26 protein-coding genes are annotated in these 23645 nt (G+C 40.6%); 17 read left to right on the forward strand and 9 right to left on the reverse strand.

The window, feature by feature from the left end; translation table 11 throughout:
- Nucleotides 1-207: 207 nt before the first annotated feature.
- Nucleotides 208-1302 (reverse strand): redox-regulated ATPase YchF, encoded by a 1095-nt coding sequence (gene ychF, locus BLS32_RS10940; RefSeq protein ID WP_091395444.1) that lies wholly within the window; start codon nt 1300-1302, stop codon nt 208-210.
- 145 nt (nt 1303-1447) lie between these two features.
- Here ychF and BLS32_RS10945 point away from each other — a divergent pair, with 145 nt between their 5' ends.
- Nucleotides 1448-1987 carry a hypothetical protein gene (locus BLS32_RS10945; protein ID WP_091395447.1) on the forward strand — a complete coding sequence of 180 codons (540 nt, stop codon included), beginning with the start codon at nt 1448-1450 and terminating at the stop codon, nt 1985-1987.
- 68 nt (nt 1988-2055) lie between these two features.
- Here BLS32_RS10945 and BLS32_RS10950 read toward each other — a convergent pair whose 3' ends face one another.
- Nucleotides 2056-2406, reverse strand: coding sequence for a 4Fe-4S dicluster domain-containing protein (locus BLS32_RS10950; protein WP_091395450.1), 351 nt, complete (start codon nt 2404-2406; stop codon nt 2056-2058).
- Between the two features lie 129 nt (nt 2407-2535).
- On the opposite strand from BLS32_RS10950, the gene BLS32_RS10955 reads away from it, so the two are divergent.
- The 7 genes from BLS32_RS10955 (at nt 2536) to BLS32_RS10985 (ending at nt 8914) form a co-directional block, all read left to right on the forward strand.
- The gene (locus BLS32_RS10955; protein WP_091396107.1) at nt 2536-3594 is read left to right on the forward strand and encodes an acyl-CoA reductase; all 1059 of its coding nucleotides are present in this window, start codon (nt 2536-2538) and stop codon (nt 3592-3594) included.
- Between the two features lie 28 nt (nt 3595-3622).
- Nucleotides 3623-5017, forward strand: coding sequence for a T9SS type A sorting domain-containing protein (locus BLS32_RS10960; RefSeq protein ID WP_091395452.1), 1395 nt, complete (start codon nt 3623-3625; stop codon nt 5015-5017).
- A gap of 122 nt (nt 5018-5139) precedes the next feature.
- A complete protein-coding gene (gene serC, locus BLS32_RS10965; RefSeq protein ID WP_091396110.1) occupies nt 5140-6216 on the forward strand; it encodes a 3-phosphoserine/phosphohydroxythreonine transaminase in 1077 nt (358 codons plus the stop codon).
- Nucleotides 6217-6397: 181 nt separating this feature from the next.
- The gene (locus BLS32_RS10970) at nt 6398-7360 is read left to right on the forward strand and encodes a D-2-hydroxyacid dehydrogenase (RefSeq protein ID WP_091395462.1); all 963 of its coding nucleotides are present in this window, start codon (nt 6398-6400) and stop codon (nt 7358-7360) included.
- A gap of 65 nt (nt 7361-7425) precedes the next feature.
- Nucleotides 7426-7983 (forward strand): hypothetical protein, encoded by a 558-nt coding sequence (locus BLS32_RS10975; protein ID WP_091395463.1) that lies wholly within the window; start codon nt 7426-7428, stop codon nt 7981-7983.
- Nucleotides 7984-8135: 152 nt separating this feature from the next.
- Complete coding sequence (locus BLS32_RS10980) at nt 8136-8561, forward strand: DUF6146 family protein (protein WP_091395464.1); 426 nt, start codon at nt 8136-8138, stop codon at nt 8559-8561.
- Nucleotides 8562-8596: 35 nt separating this feature from the next.
- Nucleotides 8597-8914, forward strand: coding sequence for a DUF6787 family protein (locus tag BLS32_RS10985; protein WP_091395465.1), 318 nt, complete (start codon nt 8597-8599; stop codon nt 8912-8914).
- A 22-nt stretch (nt 8915-8936) separates the two neighbouring features.
- On the opposite strand, the gene BLS32_RS10990 is transcribed toward BLS32_RS10985, so the two are convergent.
- Nucleotides 8937-9221, reverse strand: coding sequence for a hypothetical protein (locus tag BLS32_RS10990; protein WP_091395466.1), 285 nt, complete (start codon nt 9219-9221; stop codon nt 8937-8939).
- A gap of 40 nt (nt 9222-9261) precedes the next feature.
- Nucleotides 9262-9909: a peptide-methionine (S)-S-oxide reductase MsrA gene (gene msrA / locus BLS32_RS10995; RefSeq protein WP_170227561.1), complete on the reverse strand. Its 648-nt coding sequence runs from the start codon at nt 9907-9909 to the stop codon at nt 9262-9264.
- A 147-nt stretch (nt 9910-10056) separates the two neighbouring features.
- Here msrA and BLS32_RS11000 point away from each other — a divergent pair, with 147 nt between their 5' ends.
- The 3 genes from BLS32_RS11000 to BLS32_RS11010 are packed head-to-tail and all read left to right on the forward strand — an operon-like array spanning nt 10057 to nt 13471.
- Nucleotides 10057-10716, forward strand: a complete 660-nt coding sequence (locus BLS32_RS11000) for an ABC transporter ATP-binding protein (RefSeq protein ID WP_091395468.1) — start codon at nt 10057-10059, stop codon at nt 10714-10716.
- Nucleotides 10717-10718: 2 nt separating this feature from the next.
- Nucleotides 10719-12443: a DUF8201 family protein gene (locus tag BLS32_RS11005; RefSeq protein WP_091395470.1), complete on the forward strand. Its 1725-nt coding sequence runs from the start codon at nt 10719-10721 to the stop codon at nt 12441-12443.
- Nucleotides 12444-12478: 35 nt separating this feature from the next.
- Nucleotides 12479-13471: a hypothetical protein gene (locus tag BLS32_RS11010; RefSeq protein WP_091395472.1), complete on the forward strand. Its 993-nt coding sequence runs from the start codon at nt 12479-12481 to the stop codon at nt 13469-13471.
- A 12-nt stretch (nt 13472-13483) separates the two neighbouring features.
- On the opposite strand, the gene BLS32_RS11015 is transcribed toward BLS32_RS11010, so the two are convergent.
- Entirely contained in the window at nt 13484-14251 is a 768-nt protein-coding gene (locus BLS32_RS11015; RefSeq protein WP_091395474.1) for a TIGR02757 family protein, read from the reverse strand.
- A complete protein-coding gene (locus BLS32_RS11020) occupies nt 14248-14496 on the reverse strand; it encodes a hypothetical protein (RefSeq protein WP_091395477.1) in 249 nt (82 codons plus the stop codon). The genes BLS32_RS11015 and BLS32_RS11020 overlap by 4 nt, the downstream gene beginning before the upstream one ends.
- Nucleotides 14497-14670: 174 nt before the next feature.
- On the opposite strand from BLS32_RS11020, the gene BLS32_RS11025 reads away from it, so the two are divergent.
- The gene (locus BLS32_RS11025) at nt 14671-15570 is read left to right on the forward strand and encodes a carboxypeptidase-like regulatory domain-containing protein (protein ID WP_091395480.1); all 900 of its coding nucleotides are present in this window, start codon (nt 14671-14673) and stop codon (nt 15568-15570) included.
- 136 nt (nt 15571-15706) lie between these two features.
- Nucleotides 15707-17053 (forward strand): DEAD/DEAH box helicase, encoded by a 1347-nt coding sequence (locus BLS32_RS11030; protein WP_091395483.1) that lies wholly within the window; start codon nt 15707-15709, stop codon nt 17051-17053.
- Between the two features lie 110 nt (nt 17054-17163).
- Here the strand turns inward: BLS32_RS11030 and BLS32_RS11035 are convergent, their stop codons facing one another.
- On the reverse strand, nt 17164-18273 hold the full coding sequence (locus BLS32_RS11035; RefSeq protein ID WP_091396115.1) for a lactonase family protein: 1110 nt from the start codon (nt 18271-18273) through the stop codon (nt 17164-17166).
- Nucleotides 18274-18441: 168 nt separating this feature from the next.
- Here BLS32_RS11035 and BLS32_RS11040 point away from each other — a divergent pair, with 168 nt between their 5' ends.
- Genes BLS32_RS11040 through BLS32_RS11055 form a run of 4 tightly spaced genes read left to right on the forward strand, consistent with a single transcriptional unit; the run spans nt 18442 to nt 22601 of the window.
- Complete coding sequence (locus BLS32_RS11040) at nt 18442-20370, forward strand: BatA domain-containing protein (RefSeq protein WP_091395486.1); 1929 nt, start codon at nt 18442-18444, stop codon at nt 20368-20370.
- On the forward strand, nt 20367-21620 hold the full coding sequence (locus BLS32_RS11045) for a dihydroorotase (RefSeq protein ID WP_091395489.1): 1254 nt from the start codon (nt 20367-20369) through the stop codon (nt 21618-21620). The genes BLS32_RS11040 and BLS32_RS11045 overlap by 4 nt, the downstream gene beginning before the upstream one ends.
- Nucleotide 21621: 1 nt before the next feature.
- Nucleotides 21622-21951, forward strand: coding sequence for a hypothetical protein (locus tag BLS32_RS11050; protein WP_091395492.1), 330 nt, complete (start codon nt 21622-21624; stop codon nt 21949-21951).
- Nucleotides 21952-21953: 2 nt separating this feature from the next.
- Nucleotides 21954-22601, forward strand: coding sequence for an alpha/beta hydrolase (locus BLS32_RS11055; RefSeq protein ID WP_091395494.1), 648 nt, complete (start codon nt 21954-21956; stop codon nt 22599-22601).
- Nucleotides 22602-22674: 73 nt separating this feature from the next.
- On the opposite strand, the gene BLS32_RS11060 is transcribed toward BLS32_RS11055, so the two are convergent.
- Nucleotides 22675-23142 (reverse strand): hypothetical protein, encoded by a 468-nt coding sequence (locus BLS32_RS11060; RefSeq protein WP_091395497.1) that lies wholly within the window; start codon nt 23140-23142, stop codon nt 22675-22677.
- A 1-nt stretch (nt 23143) separates the two neighbouring features.
- The gene (locus tag BLS32_RS11065) at nt 23144-23644 is read right to left on the reverse strand and encodes a hypothetical protein (protein ID WP_091395500.1); all 501 of its coding nucleotides are present in this window, start codon (nt 23642-23644) and stop codon (nt 23144-23146) included.
- Between the last annotated feature and the right edge of the window lies 1 nt (nt 23645).

Consider the following 23645-nt stretch of genomic DNA (forward strand, 5'->3'; position numbering starts at 1 on the left):
TTGGGTTTTATTGCTTGCGGAGGAATCTGATAAAATATAACGAAAAACTTTCGGCGTGTGGCCGCGTTAGCGATTGCAGCGAAAATCCTTTTATGCAATGCAATGAAATAAAAGATTGCAGCGGAAAGCGCGGCCCGCAGGGAAACGCCCATAAAAAAATCCGCCAGAAAGCGGATTTACTATATTTTAGAGCTTGGACTTTAAACGCTACACGTTAAAACGGAAATGCATCACATCGCCATCTTTAACAATGTATTCTTTTCCTTCTACTTTGAGTTTTCCGGCTTCTTTGACTTTGGATTCAGATCCGAAAGCGACATAATCGTCGTAAGCGATGACTTCTGCGCGGATGAACCCTTTTTCAAAATCGGTGTGAATGACTCCGGCCGCTTGTGGCGCGGTATCGCCGATGTTGATCGTCCAGGCGCGTACTTCCTTCACTCCGGCTGTAAAATAGGTTTGTTGTTTTAATAATCTATAAGCAGCGCGGATCAAAACAGACGCTCCAGGCTCGGTCAAGCCCATGTCTTCAAGGAAAACCTGGCGTTCTTCGTAGCTTTCGAGTTCGGTGATATCGGCTTCAGCACCAACGGAAAGAATGATCACTTCGGCGTTTTCATCTTTCACGAGTTCACGGATCTGGTCTACATATTTATTTCCGCTTACTGCTGATGCTTCGTCAACGTTGCAAACATACAATACCGGTTTTGCTGTGATCAACTGGAAAGTTTCGAGTAAAACTTCTTCGTCAGCATTTTTTGGCTCGACTGTTCTGGCAGATTTTGCCTGCAATAGTGCTTCGCGGATTCTGTTTAACAAACCTTGTTCGGTTTGCGCTTCTTTATTTCCGGTTTTTGCGGCGCGGTTGACTTTTTCGAGGCGTTTATCAACGGTTTCGAGGTCTTTTAATTGCAATTCGATATCAATCGTTTCTTTATCGCGAATCGGGTTTACATTTCCGTCAACGTGCACGATATTGTCATTGTCGAAACAACGCACAACGTGAATAATGGCGTTGCATTCGCGGATGTTTCCTAGGAATTGGTTCCCCAAACCTTCGCCTTTGCTTGCTCCTTTTACCAATCCGGCGATGTCGACAATATCAACAGTTGCCATTTGAACGCGCTCTGGTTTCACCAATTCTTCGAGTTTGTTGATCCTTGGATCGGGAACATTCACAACCCCAATGTTTGGTTCGATCGTACAAAACGGAAAGTTCGCGCTTTGTGCTTTGGCGTTCGACAAACAATTGAATAAAGTAGATTTTCCTACGTTTGGCAATCCTACGATTCCTGCTTTCATGGTATCTTATTTTTAAAAGTGTGCAAATATACAGTAATATTTCAAATCGGGACCCGGCGTAATTATATAAAACTATAAACTAATTCTGTAACTCAATTACAAACATGGCAGTTAACTTTGTAAAACAAAACAAAAATTAAAAATTATGAAAACATCACTGTTATCAATCGCTTTAGTTTTCGCTGCTTTCGGAATGCAGGCGCAAAACACCAATGTTACTGAAACCTCAAAAACCACTGTACGAACTGTAAAAGACTCTGACGGAGAAAGAAAACAGGTAAAACAACAAAATACTGCCGAAGTTCAAAATATCGAATTGAAAGATGCCGATGGGAAATCGTTGAACAAAGAAATGAAAGAAACGCCAACACAAGTGACGTCTGTGACTCAAATTACAAATCCTGATGGAACAACAAGAACTGTAGACGTAGACCGTTCAGCAACTTACACTTCTTTAAACGGAAAAAAATACAATGTGCAGTTGGATGCGATGGGCTACAGAGTGACATCTGACCAATTGAAAAAACCGGCTTTATTGAGAAGGACTTCAAACAACAGCTATATTTACAGAACAAACGATAAGACTTCGATCGCTTATTTTGATACCGACGGAAATATTGTCCTGGAAACATACGATGACAAATCGGACAAAGTTTCGACTGAAAAATTTATGAAAGCGAACTAACCCCTTTTATAAAAAAGAAAAATCCTGAGTTTACGCTCAGGATTTTTTTATGCTTTGTATTTTGGAAATTATTCGTTGTGCAGAAATGCCTGGCGGTTCAACAAAGTTTCGTCACTTTCAACGTGATTATCATCGGGAACGCAGCAGTCAACAGGACAAACGGCAGCACATTGCGGTTCGTCGTGAAAGCCTTTGCACTCGGTGCATTTTCCGGGAACGATGTAATAAATATCATCTGAAACCGGCGTTTGCGGATCTTCGGCATCGACTTCCTCGCCCGACGGTAAGATGACTTTTCCGCGAAGTGAAGTTCCGTCTTTATAGCGCCAGTCATCGGCACCTTCATATATTGCTGTATTTGGGCATTCTGGTTCGCAGGCGCCGCAATTAATACATTCGTCAGTGATTACAATTGCCATTTTTTTGTGATTTTGGATGAAAACGAGAATCAGCGAAATGCAACTTTCGGCTTGGGACTTTCGACTTTCGACTATTATAGCTTATTTTTGTGCAAAATTACATCCAAAACAATTCATAAGCAAATCAATATGACATTAGCACACAAAAAAAATATTTTTATCGAATTGGGCAAATTCCTAAGCCAATTTTCTGAAAATGAAAATATTAAACGTTTCGATGTCTTGCAGAATGATTTGTTTTTTGACGCTTTCGCAGATTTGATCGCGCTTTCTCAAAGCCACAACGGCTGGTATACGCCAGAGCAAGTGCATTTTGCCGTAAAATCATGGGCAGAAGCTTTGACAAAAGAAAATCTTGACCGATGGCTTTCGGCTTATGAAATTGTTGAAAAAGAACCAAAAAGTGTCGGGTTAATCTTAGCCGGCAATATTCCGCTTGTTGGATTTCACGATTTTCTTTCAGTTTTGATCTCAGGAAATAAAGCATTAGTCAAAACATCTTCAAACGATCAGCATTTGCTGCCATTCCTGGCAAAATACATCATTGCATTGGAACCTGAGTTTAAAGATTACATCACTTTCGTGGATGGGAAACTCGAGAATTTCGACGCTGTCATTGCGACCGGAAGCAACAATACATCACGCTATTTTGAATATTATTTTAAAGACAAACCTTCAATTATTAGGAAAAACCGGAATTCGGTTGCTGTTTTAACGGGGAAAGAATCTAAAGAAGATCTGGTCAATTTGGGCGAAGATATTTTCAGGTATTTTGGTTTGGGCTGTAGAAATGTCTCCAAATTATTTGTTCCGAAAGGCTATGTTTTTGATCCTTTTTTCGAAGCGCTTTTTGAATATCAGGATGTTATTCACTATGAAAAATATGCCAACAATTACGATTACAACAAAGCGGTTTTCCTAATGAGCAATTTTAAATTACTCGACAACGGATTTCTTACGATTAAAGAAGATCCAAGTTATGCTTCGCCAATATCAAGCGTGTTTTATGAGTTTTATGAAGACGAAAATGAGTTGGTTTCCAGGCTTGAGGATGATGCAGTGCAAATTCAGTGCATTGTTTCAAAAGATGCCATTCCCAACAGCATTCCGTTTGGAAAAACACAAAAACCTGAACTTTGGGATTATGCTGATGATGTTGATACCTTAACATTCCTGCAAAGCATTTAATTCTTATCTTTAGCAAAATCAAACTATTATGAAAAAACACTTCTTTTTCGCAGCATTTTTGATATGCCAGTTTTCTTTTTCGCAGTTTACATTAAGTCCGTTTAGTCCGACATCCGATGCAAACAATGGATTTTACTTTGGCTCACAAATGAGTGTCTCAGGCAATCGCATAGCGGCACTGGTACAGCCCAGCGAAATGTTGCCTGGATTTACCGGAAAATTATACCATTTTGACGCCAATACTTTACAGCAAACTGCCGCTTTATTGCCTGTTGGCATTACGCCAACTGACGGTTTTGGCAGCGCGGTTTCCCAAACCATGCATTTTACTGTTGTTGGTGCTGCGTATGACGATCATCTAATTGAAGATGCAGGCGCTGTTTATGTTTACAATAATATTTCGGGCAATTGGAGCCAAACTATTACTGCGCCGGATGCTGCTGTCGCAGGTCATTTTGGAACTTATATCGAAACGTATGGCACCAGGATGTTTATTTCGGCTGTGGATGCTGACAATAACGGAGCCGTTTATTTCTATCATTACAACGGCAGCCAATGGGAATTTTCACAAAAGCTTACCGTTCCAAACATGAAAGACTTCGGCAATAAAGTTCGCTTTCAGTCAGAACAATTGATCATCTCGAGTACAACTTCTGAGTTCAAAAAATCATTTAATCTTTTTGTCATGAACAGCGATAACAGTTCGTGGATACTCGAAAGTTCAAGTCCGGGATTTGGAAACTTAGAAGATACCGTATCTGATTTTTGTTTTGTTAACGGCCGCATTTATATGCTTTCGGACGGTTTAAATTTGCGTTCACAAGTTCAAACGGTCGATTACTTTGGACAGGGTCAATGGTCTGTGGAACCTGCGCTTGAAGTCATCGAAGGGAATGATCATTTTTTTACCAGAATTGAGGTTACCGGCGGTAAAATGTTCCTCGGATCGAATGGCTATGCTTTGTTGATGGCACGAAAATATCCGGTATTATATTATCGCAACATTATGGGAGCCTGGACTTTTCAATCATCCATTTATGGAACCGGACCTGAAGGAGTTGACGATCATTTTGGATCTTCCATGTTCACAGACGGTTCAAATATGATTATTGGATCTGCAAATGAAGGTACGATTCTTCCGTACGGAAAGGCCTATAAGTTTAGCCTGACTTTGGGAACCGACGATTTTCAAAAGGATGCAGTTTCACTATATCCAAATCCTTCGAGCGATATGGTTTATATTCAAAATCAGAACCTTAATAAAATTGTAAAGTCTGAAATTTATTCGGTTACCGGAAAATTATTGTCAACAGCTGAAAATGTCGAGCAATTGTCAATCGGCAACTTGGCAAACGGAATCTATTTTGCCAAATTATACGTCGCCAACGGATCGAACCAAACCTATAAAATCATCAAAAATTAATTCAAAACGACAGCTAACTACAACGTTTTTGTTAATAACATCGGATAATTAATTCTAAAATCAATTATCGTTTAAAGATGCATTTCCGAAATTTGCCGCTTAAATTTTTGGATTTACATACGATGAAAAAACACAATTATAGCGCTGGCCCTTGCATTTTACCGCAGGAAGTTTTTGAAAAATCGGCAGCAGCCATTTTAAATTTCAACAATTCGGGGTTGTCTATCCTGGAAATTTCGCACCGCAGCAAAGATTTTGTTGCCATTATGGAAGAAGCGCGTGCCCTGGCATTGGATTTACTTGGGTTAACCGGAAAAGGCTACCAGGCGTTGTTTCTTCACGGAGGTGCTAGTTTGGAGTTCCTGATGGTTCCGTTCAACCTGATGAAAGAAAACGGAAAAGCCGCTTATCTTGACACCGGAACGTGGGCAAACAGCGCCATCAAAGAAGCGAAAGCTTTTGGAGAAACGGTTCTTGTCGCTTCATCAAAACCTGAAAATTACAACCACATTCCGAAAGGATTTGAAATTCCGGCCGATGCCGATTATTTTCACTGCACTTCAAACAATACCATTTTTGGAACGCAGATCAAATCGTTTCCCGAAACCAATATTCCCATGGTTTGCGATATGAGTTCTGATATTTTTTCACGCGTATTGGATTTCTCTAAATTTGACCTGATTTATGCAGGCGCACAAAAAAATATGGGCCCGGCCGGAACAACGCTTGTTGTCATAAAAGAAGAAATCCTTGGAAAAACCGGAAGAAATATTCCCAATATGCTGAATTTCCAGCAGCATATCGAAAAGGAAAGCATGTACAATACGCCGCCGGTTTTCGCAATTTATGCATCATTGCTGACTTTACAATGGCTTAAAAACCTGGGCGGAATTGCCGCAATTGAAAAAATCAACAACGAAAAAGCGGCGCTCTTATACACAGAAATCGACAGAAACCCTTATTTCAAAGGCACGGCAAATACCGAAGACCGAAGCAATATGAATGCGACTTTCCTTCTGAATGACGAAGCAAATGCGCCTTTATTTGATGAAATGTGGAAAGCTGCCGGGATTTCAGGATTGCCAGGACATCGCTCTGTTGGCGGTTACCGCGCCTCGATGTACAATGCTTTGCCATTGGAAAGCGTTCAGGTTTTGGTTGATGTGATGCAGGAATTTGAGAAAAAAGTTTCGGCATAGACAACTGCCCTAGCCCTGATTGCAGCGGAAATCCTTAATTGTTTTTCTTTAAAACAATTAAGATTGAAGAGGAAAGCAGGAAATAGCTCCTGAAAAATAAATAATTAATAGTTCCGACGGAATTTAATAGATCGGTTGAATTTTTAAATCTTTAAATTTTCAATTTTTAAATCATAAAAAAATGAAAGTATTAGCAAATGACGGGATTTCTAAAAGCGGAATCAAAGCGCTTGAAAAAGGCGGATTTGAAGTAATCACTACAAAAGTAGCACAGGAACAGGTGGCCAATTATATCAATGCAAATGATGTAAGCGTGATCCTTGTGAGAAGTGCGACAAAAGTGCGCCAGGATATTATTGACGCTTGCCCTGGCCTTAAAATCATCGGTCGTGGCGGTGTTGGAATGGATAATATTGATGTGGATTATGCACGTTCTAAAGGTGTTCATGTGATCAATACGCCGGCTTCGTCATCGGAATCTGTAGCGGAATTGGTGTTTGCGCACTTGTTTTCGGGCGTTCGGTTTTTGCACGATTCGAACAGGAATATGCCGCTTGAAGGCGATTCGAACTTTGAAGGTTTGAAAAAAGCGTATGCAAACGGCGTGGAATTGCGCGGGAAAACATTGGGAATTATTGGTTTCGGAAGAATTGGGCGCGCGGTTGCGAAAATTGGGCTCGGTTTGGGAATGCGCGTGATCGCTTCGGATAAATTCGTTGGGAACGCTGAAATCAAAGTCGATTTTTACAACGGGCAATTTATCAATGTGGATATCGTAACCGAACCGATGGAAGATATTTTCAAGCATTCCGATTTTATTACGCTGCACGTTCCGGCTCAGGACGGTTATGTCATTGGCGCAGCTGAAATTGCAGCGATGAAAGACCATGTTGGGATCATCAACTGCTCGCGTGGCGGTGTTGTAGATGAAGTCGCTTTAGTAGCAGCACTTGACAGCGGAAAAGTATTGTTTGCAGGGCTTGACGTTTTTGAAGAAGAGCCAACGCCAGCAATTCCGGTTTTGATGAATACTAAAGTTTCTTTGACGCCACACATTGGCGCTGCGACATTGGAAGCTCAGGACAGGATCGGGACAGAATTGGCAGAGCAAATCATTAGCCTGCTGAAGACTGTACCTCAATAAATTACCCACTTTTAGCGATTAATTGCTTTTTTAAGTAATTTTGGTAAGAACCAATAAGACAGATCATGTTAGAGCAATTATCAGAATTAGTAAAACAATACGGAAACGACGCAGTAATCAACAACAGTGCGGTTCCGAACGAACATAATGAAGGCGTGATGGATGAAGCCAGCAGTTCCATATTTTCAGGCTTGCAGCAAATCGCTTCTGAAGGCGGAACGGCGCAGCTTGCAGCATTATTCAACGGAAACAGCGCTGCTTCCCCATCGAATCCTGTTGTGCAGAAACTTTCTGAGCAGCTTTCGGGAAACCTGGGCCAGAAATTCGGGTTGGACAGCAGCGCTGCAGCCGGGATTGCGGGAAGCCTGATTCCGAAAGTACTGGGTTCACTGATCGGAAAAGCAAAAAATCCAAACGATTCGAGTTTTAAAATTTCTGATTTGGTCAATGCCATTTCTGGCGGGCGAGGAAATTCGGGCCTGATGGATGCGATTTCTAAATATGGTGGACAATTTGGCCTCGACCAAAATAATGACGGAAAAGTAGACATGGGCGACGAGATGGCTGCCGTGAATAAAAAAGGCGGAATTGGCGGATTGCTGGGGAAACTTTTTGGGAAATAAATATTGGCCACAAATTGAATTCACTAATTTTTGATTTGTTTAGTGAATTTGTGGAAATGACACAAACTCCGGACTAAAATTGTCTGGAGTTTTTTTGTTAAATAGCCATTGCCAGACAGTACTTTTTCATAACTTTATAGAAATCCGAAGCTGTGAAAAATTTAATTTACATATTGATTATTGGACTGTTCATCATGGGTTGTGATACTTCTAAATCGACAGTTGCTGCTTCAGGCAAAAATGCAGTTTCCGGTAAAATGTCTGCTAAAAGCGATACCGTCCGCATTGCAAATGATTCGCTCGAATATGAAATCATCATTACCGATATTGGCTTCAACCAATATTTAAGCAGTGTTGCGCGGCCACGGAATTTCTATTCACAATCTTTCCTTGAAAATAAAAACCTGTTCTTTGTAAGCGAATACAACCGCCGTGTGCTGGAGCCATTTCGGTACAATCCAAACATTTATGAAATGCGGATCGATTACCAAAGCAACGTCAATTACGGCTATGAAGTGAATTATCTGCTGTACAATTATTTTCTGTTTTTTCAGAGTGCTTACAGGCAGAAATTGTAAAACCAAGTGCTTATATTTGTAAGGAATTCATTATTATGCAGAAATTAAAGCAGCGCTGGGGCATCCAATCCAACTTTCAGTTGGTGGTGGTGTTTATTGTATTTGCGATCAATGGATCGGCATCGGCGAAGCTGGGATTTTTCCTGTTGGATCTGATCGGGATGACAAAAGAAATAGTGCATCCGGTGTTGCGTTATGTGCTGATGCTGGTTTTGGTTTTGCCGATTTACCCGTTTTTAATCATGCTCACCGGCTGGATTTTCGGGCAATCGGAATTCTTTGTTCGGTTTGGAAAAAACATGCTGAACCGAATTAGTTTCGGATTGTTATTCGATTATAAAAAAAACTCCTGAGGTCTTCAGGAGTTTTTTTATATTATTTTTTGATCAGGTATTTGTAAATCCACATTAGTGTAAAAGACGGAACAATGTCGGTAAACGGAAGGATTTCTTCCAGGAATGTAAACACTCCGGCGACTTTACCAATGGCGCCTTTATACATCCAGGTCATTAAGAAACCGGCAAGCGGCGCCCAGATTACATCTGAAAACTCCCCGATTCCGGGAATTGTAAACGACAGCATTCCGATGCCATCAAACAACAAACCCAGGAGAAGGTCCCGGGTTTTGTAATTTTCGGTTTGTATTTGATTCTGGTTCATGTTTTTAATTTTTCTCCGCGGCTGTACAAACTTAGTGCCGTTATTTTTTTAGCTTGTCTTTAAACTGCTTCCTGACCTTTTCTACTTTTGGCGTAATGACGTAACTGCAATAGCCTTGTTCTTTATTCTGGCTGTAATAATTTTGGTGGTAATCTTCGGCTTCGTAGAATTTTGGCGCAGGGGAAACTACGGTGACAACCTTTTTGCCGTAGGTATTTTCTTTGTCCAATAAAGCGATGTAATCTTCTGCGAGTTTCTTTTGTTCATTATTATGATAGAAGATCTCGCTGCGGTATTGTGTGCCCACATCGGCACCTTGCTGGTTTAATGTTGTTGGATCGTGCGTGGCAAAAAATACCTCCATAAGTTCTCCGAAAGAAATTTTCTTCGGGTCGAATTCAATCTGTATGGCTTCGGCATGTCCGGTTTCCCCGGTAGACACTTCGCGATACGTTGGGTTGATGGTTTTCCCTCCTATGTAACCTGATTTAACAGTTTTCACACCGTTGAGTTCGAGGAAAACCGCTTCGGTACACCAGAAACATCCACCGGCAAACGTTGCGGTTTCGAGTCCTTTTTCCTGTTCAACTTGTACAGGTTCAGTAATTTGTTGTGTTGTTGGTTGTTTTTCTTTCGAATGGCAGGAAAGCATCGTGAAAACGGCCGCAATTCCAAAAAGTTTTTTCATTTTCGTCATTTTTGTTTAACAAAATTAATTAATAACTCAACAGTCTTAGTTTGCCTTAACTAAACTTTATCAGATATACGAAATAAAGCGTTGTGAAAGATTTATTCGTATTTAAAATGTTTGTTTCTTTGTGTAAATGTCCAAAAAATGATACAGGCGAATAACATCCAGAAACATTACGATCAACTGCACGTCCTTAAAGGCGTTAACCTTCATATTAAAAAGGGCGAAATCGTTTCTATCGTCGGGGCATCAGGCGCCGGAAAAACAACGCTGTTGCAGATCCTTGGCACGCTTGACAAACCTTCGAAAGAAAACGGGACTGCTTTGCAGATCAATGGCGAAGAAATCCTGAATATGGATGACAAGCATTTGTCGAAATTCAGGAATACAAACCTGGGTTTTATCTTTCAGTTCCATCAATTGCTGCCTGAGTTCACAGCATTGGAAAATGTATGCATTCCGGCGTTTATTGCAGGAAAATCGAAAGCCGAAACGGAAACGGAAGCCAAAAGATTACTCGAATACCTTGGGCTTTCACACCGGATCAATCACAAACCCAACGAACTTTCGGGTGGTGAGCAGCAAAGGGTTGCCGTGGCACGGGCGTTGATCAATAAACCGGCTGTGATCTTTGCTGATGAACCTTCGGGAAACCTCGACACGGCATCGGCAGAAAACCTGCACAAACTATTCTTTCAATTGCGTGATGAATTCGGGCAAACATTTGTCATCGTTACCCATAATGAAGAACTTGCCGATATGGCTGACCGCAAACTTGTCATGTCTGACGGGCAAATCCTGTAATTATGGTATTGATCATCCTGAGCTGGCTCTATATTTTATTTACGACTGTCAATTTAGGCTATGCCTTTACCATTGCTTTGCGCATCAAAATCAAAGAACTGGGAACTGCCTCGTTTCTCGGATTGTTTTCGACTGCTTTACTTGCTGGCTTCTGGGCTGTCTTTGGGCGCATCAGCTGGGAATTCCATATTTTCTTATTGGGCCTGAATTTACTTTTAACGGTGAAGTTTAATGTTGGGATCGTTGGCCTTTACAAAGAGTTTTTTCGGCAGGTTAAAAACCTCAGCCTGGCTTTAAAGATATTATTGCCCATTGTTTCCTTGCTGATTGTAGCACAGTGTGCCTCGGCTCCATTTTTACCTGACAACGAATCTTATTACATTCAAACGATCAAGTGGCTTGACGAATATGGTTTTGTGCGGGGAATTGCGAATCTTCACTTCTTCTTTGCCCAGGTAAGTGGCTGGCACATCCTGCAAAGCGCTTTCAGCTTTTCATTTTTATACGGGCACTTTAATGACCTCAGCGGCTTTTGCCTGTTGCTGGGGAATGTATTCGCTTTTTTCAGGCTTGACGATTATTTCAGGAAAGGCCGCAGGATTGACCTGGTGGTAGGATTGCTACCGGTTGCAAATGTATTTCTGTTTTCATTTATCAGTTCGCCTTCTGCAGATCTTCCAATTTATGTATTGACATTTATCATTTTTTATATTTTTATGTTGCAGTATAAAAAAATGACAGCGGCCGGATTTACAATATTGTGCCTGTTTGTGCTGTTTGCCATGCTGATTAAGGTCACTGCATTGCCGCTATTGATCCTGCCAATAGTATCTTATGCCAGGCATTACAGAAAATTGCACAACATCAATGAGATCCTGATCGTTTCGGCGCTCACACTGGCGCTGTTCCTGTTGAAAAACAGTATTGTAAGCGGGTATGCCTTTTATCCTCTGACTTCGATAGGCAGGCTGCAGGTAAATTTTAAAGTGCCGATGGCAATTGTAAACTTCTATGCAGATTTTTCTAAGTATGAAATATTCATGCTGTCTGAACAGCAGTACCGTGAAGCCGGTGGATGGTCTTTGTTCTTAAGATGGCTGCATTTGCCGAAGCTTGACGGTTTGTTCAACATGCTTGCTGTGGTTTTGGTCGCCTTTACGCCGCTGCTTATTTATAAATATTTCAACAAACAGAAATTCTGGATATTATATTTTGTGATGGTTTTAGGGATGGTGTTTTTTTACTGCACTTCGCCCCAGTACCGCTTCTTTTTGAACTTTATTTTGTTCTTTTCTTTTTTGTGGGCGACGGTATTGCTTTCAAATCGTAAAGTGGTGCTTTCAATGCTTTGGATTGCGACGTTTGTGACAGCTGTTTTGCTGTTTGTTCCCGTTGGGATGGGGCGATTTACATCGAATAAGCAATTGCTTTCGGGGTCGAGGTTTGAGGTTTCTTACTTAGTGTTTCCACATTCGAACAGCAAATCGGGAACAGCTTTTGAAACAGTTGAAAATGGAAATTTAAAATACCATTCACCCATCGAAAACAGTTTTTTCTGGGGTGATGGCGATGGGGATCTGCCTTGTGTGAACAAAGTGCAGGTCGATTATTTCCAGAACTATTACCATTACCGTCCGCAGCAGCGCGGAAATAGTTTAAAAGCCGGATTTTACAGTCAGCCCGTATTGGATGACAGTTTGCAAATCCTGATCCGTTCACGCAACTAAAAGCAGTTGGCCCTATCTGCACTTAAAACCAAATTATGACCTTAAGATTCTATACGCTGCTCCTGGTTGTTGTGCTTTGTTCATCGTGTGCCACCTTATTTAATAACAAACACTATGTACTTGATGTTGATGCCCTTCAGGATAACAGCACCGTTAAGGTTTATGACAGTGTATACCGATTGCCTGCAAAGATTTTGGTGACGCGTTCTAAAGCGAATCTTCCTGTTGTTCTGGAATCGGATGGAAAGCAGAAAACTTTTGAGCTAAAGGCCGAACCGAGCCGTAAATTTGTGCTTGGAAACCTTCCTTTTATTTATTTGTGGCCGGTATCTTATGGTATTGATTATACCAATCACAACCGGTTTTATTACGGCCAGCACATTAAGCTTGACATCAATGATACGACGGCTGTTTTGAAGTACGGTTTCCTGAGAAATTCGACCGATGCTTTTAACCGGTATTTTAACGACCCGTATCGGGGGAAGAAAGGGCAGATCAACTTTGCCTTTGGATTCCCTGTTGCCAGTGGCGTTTACAACCAAAGCAGTTACCAGAATAAGAGTACTTTTTCTTTGTCGGGGATAAAAGCGGGCTTTGACTATTTTTACAGCGATCGGAAGTTTTTGAATTTAAGTGGGCAGGTCCTGATGTCTGACACAGGCTTTTTGCCGGTGGATCATTTTGAGAGTTATACCGATACGTATTCTTATTACATCAGCTTGACGGATAATTTTACGCACAAGCGTTTTACCTTTGGATATGGGTTGCATTACAGCCTGAACGAATTGAAGGTTGTGGAGGAGTTTCCTGTTCCAGAAGGTTTAGAAACTGCCATTCCGAGCGTTACAACCTATTATAAAAATTATGCCTTGGGTGTGAATGTAAACGGATATTTCAGGTTTTATAAGGACTTTCATGTTGGGATTGTGTACCGTCCGGATATTTATCTGGTGAAGCCGGAAGCGAAATTCAATTACGGGCATGCGATCAGCGGGGAGATCATCTGGAAAATCAGGCTGAAGAAATAGCTTTTGGCTTTATTAGGATGCAAAACCTTCTTTTCCGAGGCCGAATAGCGCGACATCGTATTTTGCGGGGTCGTTTGCATCGAACAACCGGAGTGCCTGGTCTAATTGTGTGAGCGCTTTAAGGTTATCGTTTTTAATGGTGATGAATCCGAGCTTTCTTCCTACGCGGCCTGTGTGAACGTCGAGCGGACAGGATAATACTGAGGTTGGAATGGACTTCCATATTCCGATATCGACTCCGCCGTTGTCCTGGCGTACCATCCATTTTAAGAAAAGGTGAAAACGTTTTGCTGCGCTATTCTTTAGCGGGTCTGCGATGTGTTTGGTCGTGCGTTGGAGGTGCTCTATTTCGAAGAATTTCTTTTTGAATTCGTGGATGCCGTGGTGCAGGAAGCCGTTTGTTTGGTTGTTGGTAAAGATTTGCTCCATGCCGTGGTGGTTTGTATAAATGTGTTGCAATCCTTTGATGAACGTGCGGAAATCCCCGGCGTTAAAGGTGCGGTGAACGAATCCTTCTGCCCTATCAAGATTGGCATCGGAATGCGACATAATGAAATCATAAGGTGAATTGCCCATGATGGCCATCATGCGTCTTGCGTTGTTGATGACTGAGGCGCGGTTGCCCCAGGCGATGGTTGCAGATAGGAATGCAGCGATCTCGATGTCTTCCTTTAGGGTAAATGATCGTGGGATCTGGACGGGATCGGTTTCGATAAATTCGGGGACGTTGTATTGGATTGCCTTTTGGTCGAGCAGGTCTTTGATATCGTTAATTTTCAAGTGGATTCTTTTTTACAAAGGTAATTAAAGTTGGTGTGGATTTTAGTTTGTTTCATAGTGACAACTCTTTTCTTTATAATGACTTTACTTTGCTTCATAATGACTTTACTTTGCTTCATAATGTCTTTACTTTGCTTCATAACACCTTCTCTTCCCTTCATAATGTCTTTACTTTGCTTCATAACACCTTCTCTTCCCTTCATAATGGCTTTACTTTGGTTCATGGCACCTTTACTTTGCTTCATACCGGCTTTTCTTCTTCCAATAGCTTTATTATTTTATCCAGTTATTTGATACAACGTTTTTAAAAAATCCGGTTGTTAAATTTGGCACGTATTTTGGAAACATCAAAATATTGGATATTCAAACTTATATTATTAATTTTTTAAATTATTGTTTAATTTTTAACACTTAAATTTATGAACAGAATACAAGAGCGTAAACTGAGTATGTATGAAGTTACGCAGGAAAAAATCGAAAATTTTACGGCACCAACAATTGTTGCAAAAATGCCACAGTTTAGCAGCTATAGTATTGAATTTTTAGGAATTGTTTCTAAAATTAAAGAAACCGGCGCTGTTCAGGTGAAGCAACGCGAGGGGATTGCTACTGAAAAACAGATCCTGAAAGAATCCGCTGTTAATTTAGGATTAAAAATAAGTTTGGGCATTCGCGCTTTTGGCATCAATCAGAATAATGAAACGCTTATAGAAGCAATGTCTTACAGAAGGAGCAAACTGGGTTTATTAGCAGATAACATATTGGTCATGCATTTGAATGGGATTAAGGATGTAGCATTAGAAAATCTGGCAAATCTTGGAGACTACCACATTACTCAAGATGTTATTATTGATTTCGAAAAAGCAATTCGTCAATTTGATACTTACATCCCGAAACCACGCGCAGGAATCGTTGAACACAAAGATGCTACGGCGTTGCTGGCTGCGCTTTTTGCTAAAGCTGATGCGTTACTGGTTAAAATGGATGCGCTTGCTGATGTGATCGCAGATCAGGAACCGGAGTTCTTCAGCACTTATAAAAGCAGCAGGATATTGGTGGATGCCGGTTATAGAACGATTCCGCTTAGGGGCTTTGCAGCCGATGAAAATGGGTTGCCTGTGGAGAAAGCCAAGGTGTTTTTGAAAGGAACGAAGCTGAATGCTTTGACTACGGTAAAGGGAAATTTCCAGTTTAGGAAACTGCCGGAAGGGGTTTATGATATCGTTGTTCAGAAAAACGGATTTGAAGATGCTAATGAAAGCGTTGCCATTACTGACGGGGAACGGATGGATTTAAAAATTGAAATGAGACGTGTATGAGGATAATTACTTTGAAAACACCGGTTGATGCCGGTGTTTTTTTTTATCCAAAAACCATTAAACATTTGTAAATCAGCACCATCAATATAAAATTGGCTATTGCTTAATTAAAGCTATCTTTGCAAAAAATTTCACCATGACCTTTGAGCAATTCAATCTTCCAAAATCTGTACAAAAAGCCATAGACGAACTGGGGTTTACAACGCCGACGCCTATTCAGGAAAAATCATTTTCGGTTGTTATGTCGGGGCGCGATATGATGGGAATTGCGCAAACTGGAACTGGGAAAACCTTTGCTTACTTACTTCCTTTGTTGAAGCTTTATAAGTTTACACCTACGGAAACGCCGAAAATCGTAATCCTTGTACCCACCCGCGAGCTTGTTGTTCAGGTCGTTGAAGAAGTGGAAAAACTAACGAAATACTTGTCGATTCGCACCCTCGGGATTTATGGTGGCGTGAACATCAACACACAAAAGAAAGCGGTTTATGCCGGGCATGATATTTTAGTGGGAACGCCTGGGCGCGTGATGGACCTGGCTTTAGACAACGTCATCCGTTTTGATGAAACGCAAAAGCTGGTCATTGACGAGTTTGATGAGATGCTGAACCTGGGTTTTCGCCCGCAGCTGACATCAATTTTAGCGATGATGAAAACCAAACGCCAGAACATTTTGTTTTCGGCGACGATGACTGATGAAGTCGATGAAATTTTGAATGATTATTTTGATTTTCCTGAGGAAGTGACTTTGGCTGCTTCGGGAACACCGCTGGAAAATATTACACAACTCGCTTATTCGGTTGTGAATTTTAATACGAAGATCAACCTTTTGAAACATTTGCTTCAACAAGACGAATCGATGGAGCGTGTGCTGGTATTTGTGAACAATAAGAAAATCGCCGATATGCTGCATGAGCGCATTGATGCTGATTTTCCTGGGCAGTTTGGCGTGATCCACTCGAACAAATCACAGAATTACCGTTTGACAACGATGGCAAACTTTCAGGCGGGCGAATTGCGCGGACTGATTACTTCGGATATCATGGCGCGTGGACTCGACATTTCAGATATTTCGCACGTCATCAATTTTGAGATGCCTGAGATGCCCGAATTGTACATGCACCGTATTGGAAGAACCGGTCGTGCCGATGCAAAGGGAACGGCGATCAGTTTTTTTACGCCTCGTGAAGAAGAGATTAAAATTGGCGTGGAACTTTTGATGAACCAGGAACTCCATCCTGAACCTTTTCCGGAAGAAGTCGAAATTTCTACTTTATTGATTGGCCCTGAAAAAGAAAAAGAGAAGATCAAATTCCTGATGAAAAAGCCAAAGCTTGATGGTGACGGGGCTTTTCATGAGAAAACGGCTAAGAACAAGAAAGTAAACCTTGGCGGGCCTTCGAAAACGAAGAAGAAAACTTCGGGATCGGTGAATAGGAATATGTTGCGGGAGCAGAATAAGAAGCGGAATAAGAAGAAGTAGTTTGAGCTATAAGTAAAGGTCTTAAGTGCTTTGCATTTTTTGAACCATTAAGGAATTAAGAAGTATGAAGTTTCATGATCTTAATTCCTTAATGGTTTTATTTTTTTGGATTATTCAGCTTTTGTGAATATTAGATTTACAGGTGAGCATAATTCTATTTTTTTACCGGAATTAGTCAATTCACCTGTGGCTTGATTGCGATTGAAGATGATAATGTCATTGGAATCCTGATGGGCGACGAGAACGAATTTTCCGCCGGGAACGATGGTGAAATCGCGTGGATTCTTTCCTCCTGTTGAAATTGTTTTTTTGTGTACCAATTTTCCTTTGGCGTTGACTTCGAACAAGGAAATCGTGTTGGCTTCACCCCGATTTGTGGCGTAGACGAATTTGCCGTCATTTGAGATTTTAATTGCGGCACCGCCATTTTGCCCTTTGAAACCATTTTGGGCGAGTGTTGCTTCCTGAATGCGTTGTAATTTTCCGTTGAAGTAGTCAAAAACCGTGATCGTTCCGTCGAGTTCCTGCAAAAGATAGATGAATTTTCCATCGGGACTGAAGATTAAATGGCGCGGGCCGCTCCCGGTTTTGATGGCAATCGTATCTTTGAATTTGAGAATTTCATTTGTGGAAGCTGGGTTGTATTGGTAAAGATAAATCCGGTCGGTACCGAGGTCGTTTGCAAGCACAAACTTTTTATCGGGTGAAAACTGAACCATGTGCACATGTGCGCTTTCCTGCCTTTGTTTGTTGATGCTGGAACCTTCGTGTTTGATTACCTGTGCGGCTTTTGCGAGGCTTCCATCAGGATTTTTCTTAAATATTGAAATCGTTCCACCGGAATAGTTTGCGGAGATTACGTTTTGATCGGCGTTGATGATGTAGCACGGATCGGCGCCTTCGGAACTTTGCTTGTTTAAGAGATCGAGCCTGCCGGATTTGGGTTGGAATTTGAATGAAGAAATGGTGCTTTCTTTTCCGCTTTCATTTACCGAATACACGAATTTATCGTCCGGTGAAACGGTTAAATAACTTGGGCTAATGGCTTTATCTGTGTTGTTTTTGAGTTTAAATGCGGCGGTTTCGGTATTGAAATCATACACATAAATCCCTTTGCTGTCGCAAGAATGCGTGTAAGTTCCGACAAGCAAATCCATATTTGCCTGGGCAAAATTCTGTAAGAAAAACAACAACGCGGCAACAGATAACAACTTTTTCATAAAGATCATTTTAGCCATGTAAAAGTAAGGGATTAGAAATTATTTTACACTTAAAAAAAATCCAAAACTACGACCGACAACTGGGGTTTAATTTGTATTTTTGGCAAACGCGGTGCATTCACTGAACGCCGCTGAAAATCAACAACAGTGATGTAAATTTAAATCGGAATGCAGTTCAAACACCCGGAAATTCTTTACTTTCTTTTCTTACTTGTTATTCCAATCCTGGTTCATTTATTTCAATTACGCCGATTTAAAAAGGAATATTTTACGAATGTCCGCTTCCTTCAGGAACTTTCCATCCAAACCCGCAAAAGCTCGAAACTCAAGAAATGGTTGCTGCTTGCGACACGTTTATTGATCTTAGCCTGTATTATCATTGCGTTTGCGCAGCCGTTTTTTAAAGCGAAAGACAGTAATAATGTGACGAATGAAATGTATGTTATTCTCGACAATTCGTTTAGCATGCAGGCCAAAGGCAAGAAAGGCGAACTGATGAAACGCGCGGTTCAGGAACTGCTCGAAAGCGCGCCGGAGAATATGAGTTTTTCTTTGCTGACGAATTCTGAAACGTTTTGGAATACCGATATGAAGTCTGTCCGCAAGGATTTACAGAATTTAAAATACAGCGCTTCGGCGTTTGAGCCTGAAAATTTACTGGCAAAAATCAATGGGCGTAAAACAGTTTTCAATAAAGACATTGTTGTGATTACCGATGCAGTTGGCTTGCAGAAAAAGCAACTGAAAAGCATTGATGCCAATTCAAATACGTATTTCATTATTCCGAAAGCCGAACAGAAAAACAACATTTCGGTAGACAGTGTTTTCATCAGCCAGCAGCTAGATAATTTTTATGAGATCGGTGTGAAATTGTCGGCTTATGGAAATGATTTTAAGAGCATTCCGATTGCGCTGTACAATAAAAATAAGCTCATTGCGAAGACTTTGGTGCAATTTGATACTAAAAAAAAGAATGTTGTTTTTACGATTCCGAAAGAAGATTTTCACGGTTATGTTTCGATTGCGGATAACGGATTGGAATATGACAACAAATTGTTTTTCAGCATTTCAAAACCTGAAAAAGTAAATGTGATTTCGATTGGAGATGCAGATAAAAGCGGATTTTTGTCGCGGATTTACACGAATGACGAATTTAGTTTTAACAATTTCCCACTTGCGAATTTAGATTATAATTTGCTTGAAAAACAAGATGCTATTGTATTGAATGAACTTAAAGACATTCCGCAGGCTTTGCAAACAACTTTGAAATCATTTGTAGAAAAAGGCGGAAATTTAGTTGTGATTCCGTCTACGGAAAGTTCGGTTTCAAACATCAATTCTTTGCTTGCTAATTTCGGTGCGATGCAATTCAAATCATTGCAAACCACGCAGAAAATGGTGACAAAAATCAATTTCAGCCATCCATTATTCGGAAGTGTATTTGAGAAGAAAACCGAAAATTTCCAATATCCAAATACGAAAACGTCGTTCGTAATCAATTCTAATGCGCCCGCAGCATTGAGTTATGAAGACCAAAGCGCGTTTTTGAGTTCGCTGCAAAATGCCGTTTCATCGGTGTATGTTTTTTCGGCTGCGATTGATAAAATGAATTCGAATTTCCAGAACTCGCCGTTAATTGTTCCAACATTTTACAATATGGCGCAAAGCGGAATGAAATCGGGCGTGAATGCGATTACTATTGGTGAAAGTAAGCCATTTGTCGTTGATGCGTTGTTGTCGAAAGACGAAATCGTATCGGTTAAAAATGGCGATGAAAAATTCATTCCGGTTCAACAGATATTGAATAATAAAGTGAAGCTGACGTTTGGCGATTATCCGGAAACGGCTGGAAATTTCGGGATTTTTAAACAAGATGAATTGGTAAAAAACATCAGTTTCAATTATGCCCGAACCGAAAGCGATTTGTCGCAAACTAATGAAGATGCTGCCGCAGATTTCAAGCAGGCAGAAACAATCGACTCCGTTTTTACGACACTGCAAACCAACCGCACAGACAACCAGATCTGGAAATGGTTTGTTATTTTGACCTTACTATTTTTAGCCACAGAATTATTCATCCAAAAATTGGTAAAATGAAAATAATCATCCGCGAAGCGAAAATCATTGATCCGAAAAGCAAATTCCACAATCAGGTTGTTGATGTTCAGATTGAAAATGGCATCGTGAAGAAAATCGGATCGAAGCTTTCAAATGACAACAAATTGGAAGAAATCAAGCTTGACAATTTACACCTTTCACAAGGCTGGTTTGACAGCAGCGTCTCTTTGGGCGAACCTGGTTTTGAAGACCGCGAAACGATTGCAAACGGACTCAATGTTGCTGCGAAAAGCGGTTTTACGGGAATTGCCTTGCAACCAAATTCTGCTCCGGTAATCGACAACCAGTCGCAGGTAAATTTTGTAAAATCGAAATCGAATGGTTTTGCAACCGATTTATTTCCAATTGGCGCACTCACAAAAAATAGTGAAGGCAAAGACCTGGCCGAATTGTTCGACATGAAAAACTCCGGCGCAGTAGCGTTTGGCGATTACAATAAAAATTTAGAAAATGCGAATTTGCTCAAAATCGCATTGCAATATGTGCAGGATTTTGATGGTTTGGTCGTTGCGTATTCTCAGGATTTCAATATAAAGGGAAGCGGCGTGGCGAATGAAGGCATTATTTCCACTCGATTGGGATTGAAAGGAATTCCGAATCTTGCAGAAGAATTGCAGATTGCACGGAATTTATTCATACTCGAATATACTGGCGGAAAATTGCACATCCCAACGATTTCAACTGCAAAATCGGTACAATTGATCAAAGATGCAAAAGTGAAAGGATTGAACGTCAGTTGCAGTGTTTCGGTGCATCATTTGGTTTTGACCGATGAAAAACTTGACGGATTTGACACGCGATTTAAAGTAACGCCGCCGCTGCGGATTGAAGCTGATCGAAAAGCGTTGCTAAAAGGCTTGAAAGATGGAACGATCGATATGATCACATCCGATCACAATCCGATCGATATCGAACATAAGAAAATGGAATTTGACCTTGCTAAAAATGGAACTATTGGTTTGGAAAGCGCTTTCGGAGCGTTGTTAACGGTGCTTCCATTGGAAATTATTGTTGGAAAACTGACTTCGGGAAGGCGCTTTTTCGGTACTGAAAATGAATCCATTTCTGAAAATTCAAAAGCCAATTTCACTTTATTCAACCCTGAAGGAAACTGGAATTTCTCAAAAGCAAACATCTTATCAAAATCCAAAAACTCCGCTTTTCTTGGTGCAAAAATGACCGGAAAAGTCTACGGAATTTTGAACAACAGCCAATTGATCTTACAATAATATGAATACTGAAACTATCGAAAAAGGCAAATCGACGGCGATCACGAGTTATATTTTAATCGTGGGCGTTTTGATTGCGATGTCGATGAACGGCGAGGATAAAAATGCGTTTGCTTCGTTTCACATCAGGCAATCTTTGGGTTTGTCTCTGACGTTTATTTCGCTTGGGCTGATCATTTCAAATTTTGACAATCCGGTGATTTCGATGTCGATGTATTTGTTTATTTCGGTGTTGTGGATTTACGGAATGTTCAGTGCGATCAACGGACAAACAAGACCAATTCCGTTACTCGGAAATCTTTTTCAAAAATGGTTTAAAAGCATTTCTTAACTATGAATTTATCTTTAGAATATTTAATTCGCGAGCCTAAAGTAAAACTGGATAAAAATCCGCTTTTGCTTTTATTGCACGGTTATGGCAGCAATGACGCCGATTTATTTTCATTCGCGACTGAACTTCCTGACGAATATTATGTCGTTGCCGCGCGTGCACCTTATAATTTGCAATATGGAAGTTATGCGTGGTATGCGATTAATTTTGATGCCGATGAAAATAAGTTTTCAGACGTGGAACAGGCAAAGGAATCGCGAAATTTAATCGTGAAATTTATTGATGAATTAACTGAGAATTTCCCGATTGATGCCAATAACATTACACTTTTCGGGTTTAGCCAAGGCTCGATTTTGAGTTACGCTGTTGCATTATCTTATCCTGAAAAAGTGCAGCGTGTCGTGGCGATGAGCGGTTATGTAAATCCCGAAATGGCGATTGAAAATTATTCGGGAAATGATTTTTCAAATCTTAAAATATTCGCTTCACACGGAACTGTAGACCAGGTCATTCCAATTGACTGGGCACGAAAAGTAACACCTTTTCTCGATGATTTAAAAATCGAGAATGTGTATAAAGAATATCCTGTCGGGCATGGCGTCGCGCCGCAAAACTTTTTTGACTTCAGGAATTGGCTGGAAAGTAGATAAAAAAGCCATAAGTGAAAAGGCAAAAGACATAATTTTAAAACCGTAGCGGTAAACCTTTTGCCTTTTGCCTAAATTACTGTCCTGTATATAAAATGTCTTTTCCTTTTTTGAGCACATATCCTTTCCACGGAATGAGCTGCCAGTCGCCGTTAACATATTGACCGCCTTCGGATTTTCGTTTTAAAATAATGGATTTTTGATTTGGGACAAACAATTCTGCTTTGTTGCCGTTTTCTTCAAAGATGACAAACGCAGCCATTCCTGCAGGTTGATTTTCAGAATCATACGGAGATAATTTTGTTCCTTCTTCGAAGATTCGAATGCATTTCTGTTTGAGTTCTGACCAGGTGTAACCAGTTGAAGATTTGCAACCGTGAGCATCAGAATCAGCTCCGACAGTTGGCACTTTTGCAGTATCGATTTCAACTTTCACGCCATCTTTGGTGATGGAATCTTTCACCACATCTGGCACAGCCATTTCTCCTTTTTTCGTACACGAAATGATTAGAAATAAACTTAAAAATACAATTGCATTTCTCATCTTATTGTTGGTATATAATCGATTGGATCACTTCAAACGACACCGATTCGTTTTCATTGATAAAATATTTCAAAAGCACCTCGCCCCAATATTTCCCGTCGTTATAATCAGCGATGATCCAACGGTGGTTTAGGATTTTTGCTTTGTTGATGATGAATTTCTGTGCGCCAAGCTGCTCCTGGCCTGTATATGGATTTCCTTTTGGATTCGTGTTAAAATCCATTAATTTCTCGGTTACATACGGAATCAGTTTTTGGTACGGAATGTATTTTCCGGTAGCATTATTTTCAAAATAATTCTGCGCATTGTCGTTTTTTTCAAGTGAAAAATAACCGGCATCGGCAAGTTTAGAATTTACAGAAGTCAGGCTGTCGCCGAGGCGTTTGCTGATTTTTGTATTGCGTTCCTGCTCAAAAGCCGTTTCTTTGCTGAAATACATATACGTGAAAACGTTCATCAAAACAGCAAGAATAAACAGGTAAAGGAAAAGTGATTTTTTCATG

The sequence above is a fragment of the Flavobacterium noncentrifugens genome, assembly GCF_900100375.1.
In the GTDB taxonomy this organism is placed as follows: Bacteria; Bacteroidota; Bacteroidia; order Flavobacteriales; family Flavobacteriaceae; genus Flavobacterium; species Flavobacterium noncentrifugens.